The 15,604-nt window shown below is 63.2% G+C and carries 14 protein-coding genes and 1 tRNA gene; 6 read left to right on the forward strand and 9 right to left on the reverse strand.

The window, feature by feature from the left end:
- Window positions 1–21: 21 nt before the first annotated feature.
- From FBY30_RS06145 to dnaA, 9 genes are all read right to left on the reverse strand, one after another.
- A tRNA-Ile gene (locus tag FBY30_RS06145) sits at window positions 22–95 on the reverse strand.
- A 97-nt stretch (window positions 96–192) separates the two neighbouring features.
- Window positions 193–864, reverse strand: coding sequence for a DUF3566 domain-containing protein (locus FBY30_RS06150; protein WP_142131974.1), 672 nt, complete (start codon window positions 862–864; stop codon window positions 193–195).
- Window positions 857–3,535, reverse strand: coding sequence for a DNA gyrase subunit A (gyrA, locus tag FBY30_RS06155; RefSeq protein WP_142131976.1), 2,679 nt, complete (start codon window positions 3,533–3,535; stop codon window positions 857–859). Before gyrA ends, FBY30_RS06150 begins: the two co-directional genes overlap by 8 nt.
- Window positions 3,536–3,590: 55 nt before the next feature.
- On the reverse strand, window positions 3,591–5,678 hold the full coding sequence (gene gyrB, locus FBY30_RS06160; RefSeq protein ID WP_142131978.1) for a DNA topoisomerase (ATP-hydrolyzing) subunit B: 2,088 nt from the start codon (window positions 5,676–5,678) through the stop codon (window positions 3,591–3,593).
- A 378-nt stretch (window positions 5,679–6,056) separates the two neighbouring features.
- Complete coding sequence (locus FBY30_RS06165) at window positions 6,057–6,611, reverse strand: DUF721 domain-containing protein (RefSeq protein WP_142131980.1); 555 nt, start codon at window positions 6,609–6,611, stop codon at window positions 6,057–6,059.
- Complete coding sequence (gene recF / locus FBY30_RS06170; protein WP_142131982.1) at window positions 6,601–7,806, reverse strand: DNA replication/repair protein RecF; 1,206 nt, start codon at window positions 7,804–7,806, stop codon at window positions 6,601–6,603. Before recF ends, FBY30_RS06165 begins: the two co-directional genes overlap by 11 nt.
- A 45-nt stretch (window positions 7,807–7,851) precedes the next feature.
- Entirely contained in the window at window positions 7,852–8,781 is a 930-nt protein-coding gene (gene gnd / locus FBY30_RS06175) for a phosphogluconate dehydrogenase (NAD(+)-dependent, decarboxylating) (protein WP_142131984.1), read from the reverse strand.
- Between the two features lie 9 nt (window positions 8,782–8,790).
- Window positions 8,791–9,915, reverse strand: coding sequence for a DNA polymerase III subunit beta (gene dnaN, locus FBY30_RS06180; protein WP_142131986.1), 1,125 nt, complete (start codon window positions 9,913–9,915; stop codon window positions 8,791–8,793).
- A gap of 537 nt (window positions 9,916–10,452) precedes the next feature.
- A complete protein-coding gene (gene dnaA / locus FBY30_RS06185) occupies window positions 10,453–11,874 on the reverse strand; it encodes a chromosomal replication initiator protein DnaA (protein WP_142131989.1) in 1,422 nt (473 codons plus the stop codon).
- A 468-nt stretch (window positions 11,875–12,342) separates the two neighbouring features.
- On the opposite strand from dnaA, the gene rpmH reads away from it, so the two are divergent.
- The 6 genes from rpmH to rsmG are packed head-to-tail and all read left to right on the forward strand — an operon-like array spanning window position 12,343 to window position 15,536.
- Window positions 12,343–12,480: a 50S ribosomal protein L34 gene (rpmH, locus tag FBY30_RS06190; protein ID WP_003800212.1), complete on the forward strand. Its 138-nt coding sequence runs from the start codon at window positions 12,343–12,345 to the stop codon at window positions 12,478–12,480.
- A 40-nt stretch (window positions 12,481–12,520) separates the two neighbouring features.
- The gene (gene rnpA / locus FBY30_RS06195) at window positions 12,521–12,931 is read left to right on the forward strand and encodes a ribonuclease P protein component (protein WP_142131991.1); all 411 of its coding nucleotides are present in this window, start codon (window positions 12,521–12,523) and stop codon (window positions 12,929–12,931) included.
- Complete coding sequence (gene yidD, locus FBY30_RS06200; RefSeq protein ID WP_142131993.1) at window positions 12,924–13,316, forward strand: membrane protein insertion efficiency factor YidD; 393 nt, start codon at window positions 12,924–12,926, stop codon at window positions 13,314–13,316. The genes rnpA and yidD overlap by 8 nt, the downstream gene beginning before the upstream one ends.
- Before the next feature lie 15 nt (window positions 13,317–13,331).
- On the forward strand, window positions 13,332–14,303 hold the full coding sequence (gene yidC / locus FBY30_RS06205) for a membrane protein insertase YidC (RefSeq protein ID WP_142131995.1): 972 nt from the start codon (window positions 13,332–13,334) through the stop codon (window positions 14,301–14,303).
- Entirely contained in the window at window positions 14,303–14,866 is a 564-nt protein-coding gene (locus FBY30_RS06210) for a Jag family protein (RefSeq protein ID WP_142131997.1), read from the forward strand. The genes yidC and FBY30_RS06210 overlap by 1 nt, the downstream gene beginning before the upstream one ends.
- Window positions 14,867–14,885: 19 nt before the next feature.
- Window positions 14,886–15,536: a 16S rRNA (guanine(527)-N(7))-methyltransferase RsmG gene (rsmG, locus tag FBY30_RS06215; RefSeq protein WP_142132000.1), complete on the forward strand. Its 651-nt coding sequence runs from the start codon at window positions 14,886–14,888 to the stop codon at window positions 15,534–15,536.
- The last annotated feature ends 68 nt before the right edge of the window (window positions 15,537–15,604 follow it).

Raw genomic sequence — 15,604 nt, forward strand, 5'->3', positions numbered from 1 at the left:
TTGAAACCTGCACAGGTTCCGTGGGCGTACCAGGACTTGAACCTGGGACCTCTTCGTTATCAGCGAAGCGCTCTAACCGCCTGAGCTATACGCCCCGATCCCTCATCGGGCCGAGACATGACTTTACAGTACACCCCGGCCCGATCTCAAATCGGGCCTTTCCGCCGGGCTGGAGCCGGCGGAAATGGCTTCCTAATCGTCGGTGAGGGTCACGCCGATACCGCCCACCAGGGTGGCGGAAATGTTGTACAGGACGGCGGAAAGCATGGACAGCGCGGTCAGCAGGACAACGTTGACCACGGCAATGATGGTGGCGAACGAGGCCACCTGTCCCAGCGAGGCAACCTTCTTCAATTCAAAACCGCCGCTTTCAGAGCCCGCGAGCGTGCCGAGGAGGCTGTCCACCTGATCGAAGATTCCGGTCAGGTCCAGGACAGTCCAAAGGACGATGGCGGCCACGACGGTGACGATGCCCAGTGCCACGGACAGCAGGAACGCCATTTTCAGGACGGACCAGGGGTCCACTTTGCTGACCAGCAGGCGCGCACGGCGGACTTTCGCCTTGGGAGCGGGCTTGACCAGGCCAGGCGTGCCCTGGCCTGATGATCCCTGTGCAGGGCGCTGTCCCGCCGGCGCCGGGCGCTGCCCCTGCTGGCCCTGGAAGGGGCGCTGGCCGGGCTGCACGGGGCGGTCGCCCTGCTGCGGGCGCTGGCCGGGGACGGCGGGCCGCTGGCCTGGCGCGCCGGCAGGGGCAGCAGGACGCTGCTGCGGACGGACGGGGGCGTTCACGCGGGGTGCCGCTGAAGGCCGGTTCCCGTCGGGAACAGTACTGTTCGGCTTGGGAAATGAGTCGGAATTACTCACTCGTTACCTCCGTGTTGTCTTCGTTCGGCTCAGCGTCGCCCGAGGCGTCCTCTGACTCTACGGCCGGTGATTCTTCTGCCATTGGGGGCGCGGCGGATTCCCCAGCGGTACCGCCATCTTCTGCCAACGTTACGTCATCACCGCCGGATTCCTCCTCCTCGAGGCCGCGTTCGCTGTTGCGCGCCACCTCGATGATCCGGTCATTCTTGTCTGGCTTGGCGAAGATGACGCCCATGGTGTCGCGGCCCTTGGCAGGAACGCCGGCAACCGAGGAGCGGACAACCTTGCCGCCTTCCATGACCACCAGGACTTCATCCTCCTCCTGGACGATGAGTGCACCTACCAGGTGGCCGCGTTCCTCCTGGTACTTGCCTACCTTGATACCCAGGCCGCCGCGCCCCTGCAGGCGGTATTCCTCCACCGCCGTGCGCTTGGCGTAGCCGCCCTCCGTCACGATGAACACGAACGAACCGTCGGTGACGACGTCCGCGGCCAGCAGTTCGTCGTCCTCGCGGAACTTCATGCCGGTAACCCCGGACGTGGCACGTCCCATGGGACGCAGGGCATCGTCGGTTGCCGTGAAGCGGATCGACTGGCCCTTGCGGGACACCAGGAAGAGGTCGTCAGTTTCCGAAACGAGCTGGGCGGAGACCAACTCATCGCCGTCACGCAGGTTGATCGCGATGACGCCGGCGGACCGGTTGGTGTCGTAGTCCTCCAGCCTGGTTTTCTTCACCAGGCCCCGCTTGGTGGCCAGGACCAGGTACGGCGACTGCTGGTAGTCCTTCAGGTCCAGGACCTGGGCGATATGTTCGTCGGGCTGGAATGCCATCAGGTTGGCAACGTGCTGGCCCTTGGCGTCCCTGCCCGCTTCCATCAGCTCGTACGCCTTGGCGCGGTAGACGCGGCCCAGGTTGGTGAAGAACAACAGCCAGTGATGGGTGGTGGTGACGAAGAAGTGTTCCACAACGTCGTCGCCGCGCAGTTGGGCACCCTTGATGCCCTTGCCGCCGCGCTGCTGTGAGCGGTAGTTGTCGCTGCGGGTGCGCTTCACGTAGCCGCCGCGGGTGATGGTGACCACCATCTCTTCTTCGGGGATCAGGTCTTCCATGGACATGTCGCCGTCATAGCCCATGAGGATCTTGGTGCGGCGGTCGTCGCCGTGCTTGTCCACGATTTCGCCCAGCTCGGTACTGATGATCCCGCGCTGGCGCTCCTCGGAGCCAAGGATTTCCTTGTACTCGGTGATCAGGGCTTCGAGTTCAGCGTGCTTTTCCTGGATCCGCTGGCGTTCCAGGGCGGCCAGGCGGCGCAACTGCATGTCGAGGATGGCGCGCGCCTGGATCTCGTCGATGTCCAGCAGTTCCATCAGCCCGTCACGTGCGGCCTCGGTGGTGCTGGAGGCGCGGATCAGGGCGATGACCTCGTCCAGCATGTCCAGTGCCTTCAGGAGGGCCCGGAGGATGTGGGCTTCCTCCTCCGCCTTGCGCAGCCGGTACCTGGTACGGCGCGCGATAACGTCCATCTGGTGCGTCACCCAGTGGCGGATGAACGCGTCAAGGCTCAGGGTGCGCGGCACGCCGTCCACGATGGCCAGCATGTTGGCCGAGAAGTTGCTCTGCAGCTCGGTGTGCTTATAGAGGTTGTTCAGCACCACCTTGGGCACGGCGTCACGCTTCAGCACGATGACCAGCCGTTGGCCGGTACGGCCGGAGGTCTCGTCCCGAAGGTCGGCGATGCCCTGGATCTTGCCGTCCTTGACCAGTTCGGCGATCTTGATGGCCAGGTTGTCCGGGTTGGCCTGGTAGGGAAGCTCAGTGACCACCAGGCAGGTGCGTCCCTGCAGCTCCTCCACCGCAACCACGGCGCGCATGGTGACGGAACCGCGGCCGGTCCGGTAGGCATCCTCGATGCCTTTGTGCCCCAAAATGGTGGCCCCGGTGGGAAAATCGGGGCCCTTGACCCGTACCAGCAGCTCCTCGAGGAGTTCCTCACGGCTGGCCTCAGGGTTGGCCAGGTACCACTGCACGCCGTCGGCCACTTCCCGGAGGTTGTGCGGCGGGATGTTGGTGGCCATGCCGACGGCGATGCCGGAGGAACCGTTCACCAGCAGGTTGGGGAACCTGGCCGGCAGGATGGTGGGTTCCTGGTTCTTGCCGTCGTAGTTGTCCTGGAAATCGACCGTTTCCTCGTCGATGTCCCGGACCATTTCCATGGCCAGCGGAGCCATCTTGGTTTCGGTGTACCGGGGAGCGGCGGCACCGTCGTTGCCCGGAGAACCAAAGTTGCCCTGCCCCAGCGCCAGCGGGTAACGCATGGTCCAGTCCTGGATCAGGCGCACCAGGGCGTCGTAGATCGCGGTGTCGCCATGGGGGTGGTACTGGCCCATGACCTCGCCCACCACGCGGGCACACTTGTTGAAGGAACGGTCGGGGCGGTAGCCGCCGTCGAACATCGCGTAGAGCACGCGGCGGTGCACGGGCTTGAGGCCGTCCCGGACGTCTGGGAGGGCGCGGCCCACAATGACGGCCATGGCGTAGTCCAGGTAGGAACGCTGCATTTCCGTCTGCAGGTCCACCTGCTCCACGCGGTCGATCAGCACGTCACCTTCAAGAACGGTGTCCGGAGTTCCGGCCTCGGAGGCGGGATTCTCGGGGGTTTCGTCGCTCATACTTTATTTTCCGTTTCAGGTATATGTCTGGTTCCGAATACTTTGGAGCGGGTCCTTAGATGTCCAGGAACCTGACGTCCTTGGCGTTCTGCTGGATGAAGTTACGGCGCGATTCCACGTCTTCGCCCATGAGGACGGAGAAGATCTGGTCGGCGGCAAGGGCGTCGTCCATGGTGACCTGCAACAGGGTGCGGTGATCCGGGTCCATGGTGGTGTCCCACAGTTCGGTGTAGTCCATCTCGCCCAGGCCCTTGTAGCGCTGGATGCCGTTGTCCTTGGGGATGCGGCGTCCTGCTGCCTGACCTGCCACCAGCTTGGCGTCGCGTTCGCGGTCGCTGTAGACATAGTCGTGCGGGGCGTTGGACCACTTGATCCGGTACAGCGGGGGCTGCGCCAGGTACACGTAGCCGTTCTCGATCAGCGGCCGCATGTAACGGAACAGCAGGGTCATCAGCAGGGTGGTGATGTGCTGGCCATCCACGTCTGCGTCTGCCATGAGGACGATCTTGTGGTACCGCAGTTTGGCGAGGTCGAAGTCCTCGCCAATGCCGGTACCAAAGGCGGTAATCATGGACTGGACCTCCGCGTTGCCCAATGCTTTGTCCAGGCGGGCCCGCTCCACGTTCAGGATCTTGCCGCGCAGCGGCAGGATGGCCTGCGTCTCGGGGTTGCGGCCGCGCTTGGCGGAACCGCCGGCGGAATCACCCTCCACGATGTAGACCTCGCACTTTTCCGGGTCCTTCGAGGAGCAGTCGGAAAGCTTGCCCGGCATGCCGAAGGATTCAAGCGGGCTCTTGCGCCGGGCGTTGTCGCGCGCCTTCCTGGCCGCCATTCGGGCCTGTGCGGCGGAAATGGCCTTGCGGATCACATCGCGGGCGGGGCCGGGGTTGCGCTCCAGCCAGTCGCCCAGTCCGTCGGTGACGACGCGCTGGACGAAGCCCTTGACCTCAGAGTTGCCCAACTTGGTCTTGGTCTGCCCCTCAAACTGGGGCTCGGCCAGCTTGACGGAAATGACGGCTGTCAGGCCCTCGCGGATGTCATCGCCCGTGAGGTTGTCGTCCTTCTCCTTGATGATGCCCTTTTCGCGGGCATACCGGTTGATGAGGGACGTCAGGGCAGCACGGAAACCTTCTTCGTGGGTGCCGCCCTCGTGGGTGTTGATGGTGTTGGCGTAGGTGTGCACGCTCTCGGAGTAGGCGCTGGTCCACTGCATGGCCATTTCCAGGGCGATGCGGCGTTCCGTGTCCTCGGTTTCGAAGGCGATGACGTCCTCGTGGACCACTTCGACTTTCTTGCCCGAGTTCAGGTGCTTGACGTAGTCCAGCAGGCCTTCGTCGTACTGGTACACCACTGTCCGGTGTTCCGCGCTGACCTCACCCTCGGTGCTGAGGTCGTCGAGGTCCAGGTCGCCGTCAGCTTCACTGGATGGCGCCTCGCGCTCATCCGTGAGCGTGATGCGCAGGCCCTTGTTGAGGAAAGCCATCTGCTGGAAGCGGGCACGGAGCGTTTCGAAATCGAATTCGGTGGTTTCGAAGATGGCCGGATCCGGGTAGAACGTCTGGCTGGTACCGGTGGCGTCCGTCTCTTCGCCCTTGACCAGGCTGCCCTGGGGCTTGCCGCCGTCGGCAAAGGACATCCTCCACACGTGCCCCTGGCGCCGCACTTCGGTATCAACCCGGCTGGAGAGGGCGTTGACCACGGAGATGCCCACGCCGTGGAGGCCGCCGGAGACGGCGTACCCGCCGCCGCCGAACTTGCCGCCGGCGTGCAGGATGGTCATGACCACCTCGACGGTGGGCTTGTGTTCAGTCGGGTGCATGTCCACGGGGATACCGCGGCCGTCGTCGACCACTTTGACGCCGCCATCGGCCTGCAGGACTACCTCGATATGGCTGCAGTAGCCGGCCAGCGCCTCATCCACGGAGTTGTCCACCACTTCGTAGACCAGGTGGTGGAGGCCGCGGGGACCCGTGGAGCCGATGTACATGCCGGGACGCTTGCGGACAGCCTCGAGGCCTTCAAGGACAGTGATGTCGCTGGCGCCGTATTCCCGTGGAGGGGCTGCCGCAGGTGGAGTATCAGGGGTGCGGCCATCCTCGACTGCTGTATCTGCTGCCAGAATATCTGTATTGTCGTTAGCCACAGGCGCTGCGACTCCTCTGTTCTCGATGATGGCCGGCCGGTTTCTCTCCCCAGGGGAAATCCACCCGCCAACAGGCACAAACTTATGGCGCCGGTGACTTGCTGACGTTTGGTGGTCCACGCTCCACACACGGGAAGTGCGCGGAGAACGGACTGAAGTCAACGTTTCATCCGCGCCCAGTTATCTGCGTCAATTCTACCGCGAACACGGGCATATCCCCGCATTCCAGGGCCTTCGCCGGCAGCGAATATGGCCATGCGAGGCTCTAGGCCCCGCCTAGGGCGGCCCCGCGGTACGCCCTCCGGGTGCCTATACACGCCGCGGTCCCTACAGCGCCCTACACGGCCTTGGACGCAGTTTCAAGAGTTGCCGTCCGGACTATCCGTACGTGTCCCGCGGCCCACGCCCGTTGACGCTGCGCCCGCCCTTGCGCCAACTGGGTGCCGAGGGGCCAAGCACCTGGATGCTGGTGACCACGCCGTCACCCAATTCGCGGCCAAATTTTTCAAGCAGGCTGCTGCTCAAAAGCCGCAGCTGGGTTGCCCAGGCAGTGGAATCGCACCGCACGTGGAGGGTGGTATCCGTGAAGCTTTCGGGTGTGCAGTGCGCTGAAATTTCCGGCCCAACCAGGGTGGCCCACTCGGCCATGACGGATCCGACAGCCACCGGCGAAGTCCAGCCCCGTTCCGCGACCAGCCGGCCAACGACCTTTCCCAGGCCAAGCGGGTCGCGGCCGGTGGCGTGGAACTGGCTGAAGCCCCTGGTGTCCCGGATGCTGCCCTTGGCCTTCGCGGAACCCGGCCGCGCCACTTTCCGCCGGACTTCGCCCCGGGCGGCCGCAGCTTCGCGCATGCGGTTCAGCGCGGCCTGCGGGGCGTCGATGTGGTCAGGTTCGCGGCCGGGCTGCAGCCCGCCGCCCTGCTCACTGCTCATCGATACCTCCCGGGATGACCTTCACCCGCCGTCCGGACAGCTCTTCCGGAATATCGGCCTCGACGGCGGCGGTCACCAGGACCTGTTCCGCGCCGGACACTATTGCCGCCAGTTTACGCCGACGCTGCACGTCCAGTTCGGCAAAGACATCGTCAAGGATGAGGATGGGGGCAGAACCGCCGGTCCGGGCATCGTCCAGCATGACGTAGTAGGAGGCAAGCCGGAGGGACAGGCACATGGACCAGGTTTCGCCATGCGAGGCGTATCCCTTGGCAGGAGCCTGGCCGAGCATCAGCTCCAGTTCGTCCCGGTGCGGGCCAACCAGGGAGATGCCCCGTTCAAGTTCCTTCTTCCGGGATTCTGCGAACGCCTGGACGTACCGTTCGGTCACTTGTTCGACGGAGAGAAGCCGCAGGTCATCCTGGTCCGCTGGAGAACCTCCGTCCGTGGTGCGCTGGGCACCGGAGGCCGGGACGCCGTCGTCGTCCATCTGGTTCTGGAGGGTTGAACGGTAGGTGGCGTCAGCGGGCTTGGACGCGTCCGTGAGTTCCGCATAGGCACGGGCGAGGTGCGGGCGGAGCCGTTCCACCAGTTCCAGCCGTGCATGCAGCAATTCCGCTCCGGCCCGGGCCATGTGCTGGTCCCACACGTCCAGGGTTGACTCGTGCGCCGCTGTAAACCGTCCCGCACGGGCCGATTTGAGCAGGGCGTTGCGCTGTTTGAGGACCCGGTCGTAATCGCTGCGGGTGGCGGCGTGGTGCGGAACGAGGCTGGCCAGCAGCTCGTCAAGGAACCGTCGCCGGTTGGACGGATCGCCCTTGACCAAGGCCAGATCTTCGGGGGCAAAAAGGACGGTCTGGCAGATGCCCAGCAGATCGCGGGCACGGACGGGGTTGCTGCGGTTGATGCGTCCCCTGTTGGCGCGGCCGGCGTTGATTTCCAATTCGAGGACCGTGGTCTGGGTGCCGCGAACCAGCCTGGCACGCACCAGTGCCCGTTCCGTGCCGAACCTCAGCAATGGCCCGTCGGAACTGACCCGGTGGGAGCTGAGTGTGGCCAGGTACCCGATGGCTTCCATCAGGTTGGTCTTGCCGATGCCGTTGGATCCCACCAGGACGGTGACGCCGGGGCCCAGGGCAAGGTCAACCTGGGCGTAACTGCGGAAGTCGGTCAGGGAAAGGTGTTCCAGATACACGCGGTTTTCGGCAATTCTGGGAACGCTGCAGGTTCCCGGTGGGTGCTACTTGGCGGGACGGGTTGCGTGGCCGCCGAACTGGTGGCGCAACGCGGAAACCATCTTCATGGCGGGCGAAGTGTCCTCCCGGGATGCGAAGCGGGCGAACAGCGCGGCGGTAATGGCAGGGGCTGGGACGGCGTTGGCGATGGCTTCTTCCACCGTCCACCGGCCTTCGCCGGAGTCCTCCACGTAATCGTCGATTGAGGCCAGGCCCGGGTCCTCGTCGAGGGCCTTGACCATAAGGTCGAGGAGCCAGGAGCGGACCACCGTTCCCTTTTGCCAGGCCCGGAACGTGCCGGGTAGGTCGGTAACGATGTCCTTGGCCGCAAGCAGTTCGTAGCCCTCGGCATACGCCTGCATCAGGCCGTATTCGATGCCGTTGTGGACCATCTTGGCGTAATGGCCGGCGCCGATGCCGCCCACATGGACAAAGCTGTCCGCCCTCTCGCCCTCCGGACGCAGCGCATCAAAGACCGGAAGGGCGCGTTCGATGTCGGCTGCGTCCCCGCCGGCCATCAGGCCGTAGCCGTTCTGCAGGCCCCAGACTCCGCCGGATACGCCGCAGTCGGCGAAGTGGATCCCCTTGGCGGCGAGCAGTTCGCCGTGCTTTTGGTCTTCGGTAAATCGGGAGTTGCCACCATCGATGACCAGGTCTCCCGGCTGCAGCTTGTCGCTGAGTTCGCTGACCACCGCGTCCGTGATAGGTCCTGCCGGGACCATGACCCAGATGATCCTGGGAGCCGGTACGGCAGCGATGAGGTCATCGACGGTGGCAGCATCGGTGACATCGGGGTTCCGGTCGTAGCCGGTGACCTCAACCCCTCCCTTGCGCAGGCGTTCGCGCATGTTGAATCCCATTTTGCCGAGGCCGATCAGTCCAATGTGCATGGTGGAACTCTTTTCTGCGCTAAGTGGCGGCGGCTGGGAGCCGATGGGTGGCGACTAATTCGGAAGGCGGACGGGCATTACCAGGTAGCGGTAGTCATCCTGGTCTTCACCGTCGGCATCGGCCTGCGCCGTGATCATGGCGGGCTTGGGTGCCGTGGTGAAGGAGAACCTGACGAACTTGGTATCGATGACGCTGAGGCCCTCAGTGAGGTAGTGCGGGTTGAAGGCAACCGTGATGTCGTCACCGGACAGCTGGGCTTCGAGTTCCTCCGATGCCTGGGCGTCCTCACCGGTGCCGGCGTCAAGGTTCAGCAGCCCGGCAGTGAAGGCGAGCCGGACCGGGGTGTTGCGCTCGGCTACCAGCGATACGCGGCGGACGGCTTCCACCAGTTCCTGGGTCTGGACCGTGGCGTGGATGGGGGTTGACTCGGGGAACAGCGACCGGATCTTCGGGTAGTCGCCGTCCACCAGCAGGGACGTGGTGGTGCGGCCGCCGCTCTCGAACCCGATTAGCCGGCTGTCGTCGTTGGACAGTGCCAGGTTGATGTCTCCGCTGTTGCCGAGGGTCTTGGCAACCTCGTTGAGGGTCTTGGCCTTGACCAGGGCGCTGGTGGAGATGCCCGGCGTAACTGGCTTCCAGGGCACTTCGCGCATTGCCAGCCGGTAGCGGTCGGTGGCCAGAAGGGTGATCAGGTCATCCTCGATCTCCATCCGCACTCCGGTGAGGATGGGCAGGGTGTCGTCCTTGCTGGCCGCGATGATGACCTGGGAAACGGCCTGGGCGAAGGCATCGCCCGGGACAGTTCCACTGATGGCGGGCAGGGCAGGCAACGGAGGGTATTCGGCTTCGGGCATGGTGGCCAGGTGGAAGCTGCTGCGGCGGCAGGTAAGCGTGACTTTGTTGCCGTCGGTTTCAACGTCCACAGGAGCGGACGGCAGGCTGCGGCAGATATCGGCGAGCAATCGGCCGGAGACCAGGATGGTGCCTTCGTCCCTGATGTCTGCGGTGATTTCCAGGCGTGCCGACGTCTCGTAGTCAAAGCTGGAGAGGCTGACGGTTCCTGCTTCGGCCTTCAGGAGCAGGCCGGAGAGGACAGGCACTGGTGGCCGCGGAGACAAGGACCGGGCTGTCCAGGTAACGGCTTCTGCCAGGACGTCCCGATCGACTCTGAACTTCACGGAGGGGTGCCGCCTTTCATTGCTGCTGCCATGTAAACCCGGGAATTTCACGGGGAAACTCCGGAAGAAGTTGGGCGCACCGCGGCTGGTGCATGGTCCGCGGAGACGGAAACCACACAAAAACCCAGGGATGGGAGCGCTGCTGACAGCTTAGCCGGAAGATCGGGGATTAACCCATCCCCTGGGAGTCCACCATGGCCCTTCACGGGCCGGAAGGCCCCCTGGACGGACCTGCGCATCGATCTTGTTGTTTGAGGGATTTCGATTTTTTGGGATTAGTAGTGTTAATAACTGCTGTGGAAACTGTGGATAACCCGGTCCTGCCCCGCAGTTCCGCAGTTAAGCCCTGTTCATCGAGTGTGCGTACGTGGGTTTTAAACAGGGTGTGGATGGGGACAACCCAGAAGCGCATTTTTAACGATCCACAGACGCCTTAAGGGTTTTAAGCCCATTAACCGTGCTTGTCCCCTTAAGTATCCACAGGCTTATCCACATGCCCCTGTTAATAAGGTATAGAGAGCGGGCCGCGGTGTGGATTCAGGAGTCGCGCTGCTGCTGCTTGATGCGGTTGGTCAGCTCGGTCACCTGGTTGTAGATCACACGGCGCTCGGCCATCAGCTCGCGGATCTTGCGGTCTGCGTGGATGACAGTGGTGTGGTCGCGGCCGCCGAGCTCCTGGCCGATCTTGGGAAGCGACATGTCAGTGAGCTCCCGGCAGAGGTACATGGCGATCTGCCGCGCAGTGACCAGGGTCCGGGTACGGGACTTGCTGCAGAGTTCTTCCATGCTCAGCTTGAAGTAGTCAGCCGTCTGCTGCAGGATCTGGGCGGACGTGATCTCCTGGGCACCGTCATCGGTGATCAGGTCCTTCAGCACCATCTCGGCGAGGGCCACGTCCACGGGCTGCCGGTTCAGGCTGGCGAATGCCGTGACCCGGATCAGGGCCCCTTCGAGTTCGCGGATGTTGCTGGAGATCTTGGACGCGATGTACTCCAAGGCATCGTCCGGGGCAGACAGTCCCTCGCTCAGCGCCTTCTTGCGGAGGATGGCGATACGGGTCTCAAGTTCCGGCGGCTGGATATCGGTCAGCAGGCCCCACTCGAAACGGGACTTCATCCGGTCCTCAAACCCGGCCAGCAGCTTGGGCGGCTGATCCGAGGTGATGACTACCTGCTTGTTGTTGTTGTGCAGGGCATTGAAGGTGTGGAAGAACTCCTCCAGCGTCCGGTCCTTGCCGGCCAGGAACTGGATGTCGTCAATCAGCAGGACATCGACGTTCCGGTACGTCGTCTTGAAGCTCGTGCCTTCGTCATCGCGGATCGAGTTGATGAAGTCGTTGGTGAATTCTTCCGAATTTACGTAGCGGACGCGGATCCCGCTGTAAAGACGACGGGCGTAATGGCCGATCGCATGCAGGAGGTGGGTCTTGCCCAGGCCCGAATCACCATAGATGAAGAGCGGGTTGTAAGCCTTGGCCGGAGCTTCAGCGACCGCGACGGCGGCGGCGTGGGCAAAGCGGTTGGAGGAACCGATCACGAAGGTATCGAAGACGTACTTGGGGTTCAGCCGGCCGAACTCGTGCGACGTGCTGGGGAGCATAGGCTGCGGCTTCTGCTCGATGACCTGGTCGGGGGCGAAAGCAGGTTCGACGACGGGCTCGGGTTCCTCGTGAATGGGCACCAGATCGGTGTCGACGTCGATGGCGCAGCGGATGTCTTCAGAAAAGACGTTATGCAGTGCATCGTCGAGGGCTTCCTTGACCTGGGTCTGGAGCACTTCGCGGGTGAGCTCGTTGGGAACAGCCACCAGGAGGGTGGAACCGATGAGCCCCTGTGCCTGGGCCAGGATGACGAACCCACGCTGTCGTGGGGAAACCCGGTGGTCCTGTTCCAGCAGGCTGACAACCCTCCGCCAGGAACTTCCGACAGTATTGGCGTGGTTTGCTTCGTCTACTGTCATCAATCGGTTCCCTCAAAACTTGCTATGCCTGCATTGCCTGCAGCCCAAGTCCGGAACCAGGGTCCTGGCCCAACTTCATCCACAGGGTTATGCACAGCCCGTGGATAATCGGCTACTGGGACACTCTAGGGGATGAAAAGCCTAGAAGATAGCTGGCTATCCGGCTGTGGATAATTACACCGTTGTGGTTCTCCGGATGGCCCTGTGAGCCACTTCATCCACAGGCTGTTGGGGATACTTAGGCACAGTTGGGGACAGTCGGAGAGGGACCTTCCGGTTTGACTCCGGCCTGCGGATTGCCCTAACGTTGTGAAGTCCTTTGTGTCCGCTTTTTGGCCCCATTTGAACTTTCCAGTCGCAGTGCGCCTGGCCAGTCGGGGGAAGCGTGCATATACAAAACTTAGCGTCGGCCAGTTCTTCCCCATACTGATCGGGTGGGCGCACCTTTGATCCACTGGAGTAACTAACGTGAGCAAGCGGACTTTTCAGCCGAATAACCGCCGTCGAGCCAAGAAGCACGGCTTCCGCCTTCGTATGCGTACCCGTGCCGGCCGCGCCATCCTGGCAGCCCGTCGTGGCAAGGGCCGCACCGAACTGTCGGCCTAAATAACTGGCTCGTCGGTAGACATTCCCTTGCGAGTTTAAGGTGCTGGCCGCCCGCAACCGCCTGAGGACCTCGACCGATTTTTCAACAACTGTACGTTCCGGTGTCCGCAATGGGCGCCGGAACGTAGTGTTATATGCGGCAGCCATTGCTGCCGACGAACCCAGCCGGATCGGGTTCATTGTTTCCAAGAGTGTAGGGAACGCTGTGGTCAGGAACCTCGTTAAGAGGAGACTGAGAGAAGCAGCTGCTGCATCGCTGCGCGAGCACGGTACGGGGCTCGCCATCGTGGTGCGGGCGCTTCCTGCGTCTGCCACCGCCAGCTGGGACCAGCTGCTGGCGGACTACAACGCTGCACTGGGATCTGCGCTGAACCGGCTGGCTGGCCGCCCTTCACGGGCTGCCGCCAAAGGTTCGGCCGGTACAACACAGGAGGGGACAACGCGTGCCTAACGCCACTGCCGTCGTCGCCCATTCCCGCAAGCTGTTGGCCGCCGTCGGGAGGTTCCTCTGGGACCTGCCCCGGAACCTCCTCATTCTTCTGCTGATGGCCTACCGCAAGGTGGTTTCTCCCTTGTACGGTCCGGTCTGCCGATTCTTCCCTTCATGCTCGGCGTATGCCCTTGAAGCGGTCACCGTCCATGGCGCCGTCAAGGGAACTTGGCTGGCAGCCCGGCGCCTTGGCCACTGCCACCCATGGAACGCCGGCGGAGTGGACCACGTCCCCGCCGGCCGCCGGGAATGGCCGGAAGGCCGGACCCCCACAATTGTTGTGCTGAACAATCCGGACATCTACCGGGTTGATCGGACTGATGAACAAGGCCGCAGTGCGGCCTGACGAATAGGGATAAGTATGGACATCTTTGGAACAATAATCGCCCCGTTCAAGTGGCTGGTTTCGTTCATCATGGTGGCGTTCCACGACGGGCTCAGCGCCATTGGCATGCCCGCGGAGAATGGCTGGACCTGGACCTTGGCCATCATCGGGCTGGTGCTGGTGATCCGTGCCGCCCTCATCCCCGTGTTCGTCAAGCAGATCAAGGCGCAGCGCGGCATGCAGCTCCTGCAGCCTGACCTGAAGAAGCTGCAGGAAAAGTACAAGGGCAAGACGGACCAGCTGTCCCGCCAGGCCATGGCCCAGGAACAGATGGCCATGTACAAGAAACACGGGACCAACCCGTTCTCCGCGTGCCTTCCCATGCTGATCCAGATGCCGTTCTTCTTTGCACTCTTCCAGGTGCTGTCGGGGATCTCGCAGGCCAAGGACCAGGGCGCCGGCATCGGTGCCATGAGCCACGAACAGGTTGTCGAGTTCGACGCCTCAAGCATCTTCGGCGCGCCCTTGTCCGCAGCCCTGCTGCACGGCGGGGCAGGCAACGTCGCTGTGGTGGTGCTCTCGATCGTGATGATCCTGGCCATGACGGCTTCGCAGTTCATTACCCAGAAGCAGATCATGGCCAAGAACATGTCTGAAGAAGCCATGGCCAGCCCGTTCATGCGCCAGCAGAAGATGATGCTGTACATCCTGCCCATCGTCTTCGGCGTGGGTGGCATCAACTTCCCCATCGGTGTCCTGATCTACTGGACCACCACCAACCTTTGGACCATGGGCCAGCAGTTCTTCGTCATCCGCCGCATGCCGACGCCGGGATCCCCCGCAGCCAAGGCCCTCGCCGAACGCCGTGCCGCCAAGGGCCTGCCGGCACTTTCCGTCCTGGGCGGCAAGCGGGACGAATCAGCCAACGCCGATGCCGCCGCGGCTGCCGCAGTTGAGATCAAGGGACAGCGCGTCCAGCCCCAGCGCAAGAACAGGAAGAAGAAGTAATGTCTGCCGAGAGCACCGAGCACGCCTTTTCTGAAGAAATCGAAGATCAGGACGCTTCCGTGAACCAGGATGCTTCCGCCGCCAAGGTTTCCGCCGTCAGCCGCCTCGAAGAAGAGGGGGACGTCGCTGCCGACTACCTGGAGGAATTGCTGGACATCGCCGACATCGACGGCGACATCGACATCGAGGTCCGCAACGGCCGCACTTACATCTCCATCGTCGCCGACGAGGAAGCCGAAGGACTCGAAGGCCTGGTTGGCGAAGACGGCGAGGTCCTTGAAGCGCTCCAGGAACTGACGCGGCTGGCAGTCCTGTCGGCCACGGAAAACCGTTCCCGGCTTGTCCTGGACATCAACGGCTACCGGCAGGAGCGTACCGGCCACCTGCAGAAGATTGCCGAAGACGCGGCAGCGTCAGTGAAGGAAACCGGCAAGTCGGTGGCGCTGGAACCGATGAGCGCCTACGAACGCAAGATTGTGCATGACGCCGTGGCCGATCTCGGCCTGGTGAGCGAGTCCGAGGGCGAAGGCGCCGGACGCCACATCGTTGTTTCCGCGGACTAGAGAAGCTGACCCAGTAACCATGGTTGACATCACGGCAGCAGAACTTCGCGCTGCTGAGAAAATCTTCGGCGACCGGCTGGACCTCGCCAAGCGCTACGTGGAGCATTTGGCCTCCTCTGGAACCGAACGGGGCTTGATCGGGCCGCGGGAGGTTCCCCGGCTGTGGAGCCGCCACGTGCTCAATTGTGCAGTCATCGAAAGCGAGATTGCCCAGGGAAGCCATGTTGCCGACGTCGGAAGCGGCGCCGGACTGCCTGGCTTGTGCCTGGCCATCGCACGCCCGGATCTTGAGCTGACGCTCATTGAGCCGCTGGAGCGGCGCGTGATCTGGCTTCAGGAAGTGGTGGACGACCTTGGCCTGGACAACGTCACGGTCATGCGCACACGCGCTGAGTTGGCGGTAGGGCACGTGGAGGCTGACGTGGTGACGGCCCGTGCCGTATCGGCCTTGACCAACCTGGCCGGCCTAACCATCCCGCTCCTCGGCGGCCACGGAGAAGTGGTGGCCATCAAAGGACGTAGCGCCGGTGAGGAAATTGAGAAGGCGGCCAAGACCATCCGTAAGCTGGGTGGCGTTGAGACCTCGGTACTGACCGTAGGTGACAACCTCCTCGAGGAGCCCACTACCGTGGTTCGCATCGTGGTGAACAAGTCCCAAAAGAAGTCCTGACCCGGGCCCGCTGACGGCTGTCAGCAGGCAGGAGCAGTTAGGCTAGACAACGGCAGCAAAATTGGCTG

The sequence above is a fragment of the Arthrobacter sp. SLBN-83 genome (assembly GCF_006715285.1).
Classification (GTDB): domain Bacteria; phylum Actinomycetota; class Actinomycetes; order Actinomycetales; family Micrococcaceae; genus Arthrobacter.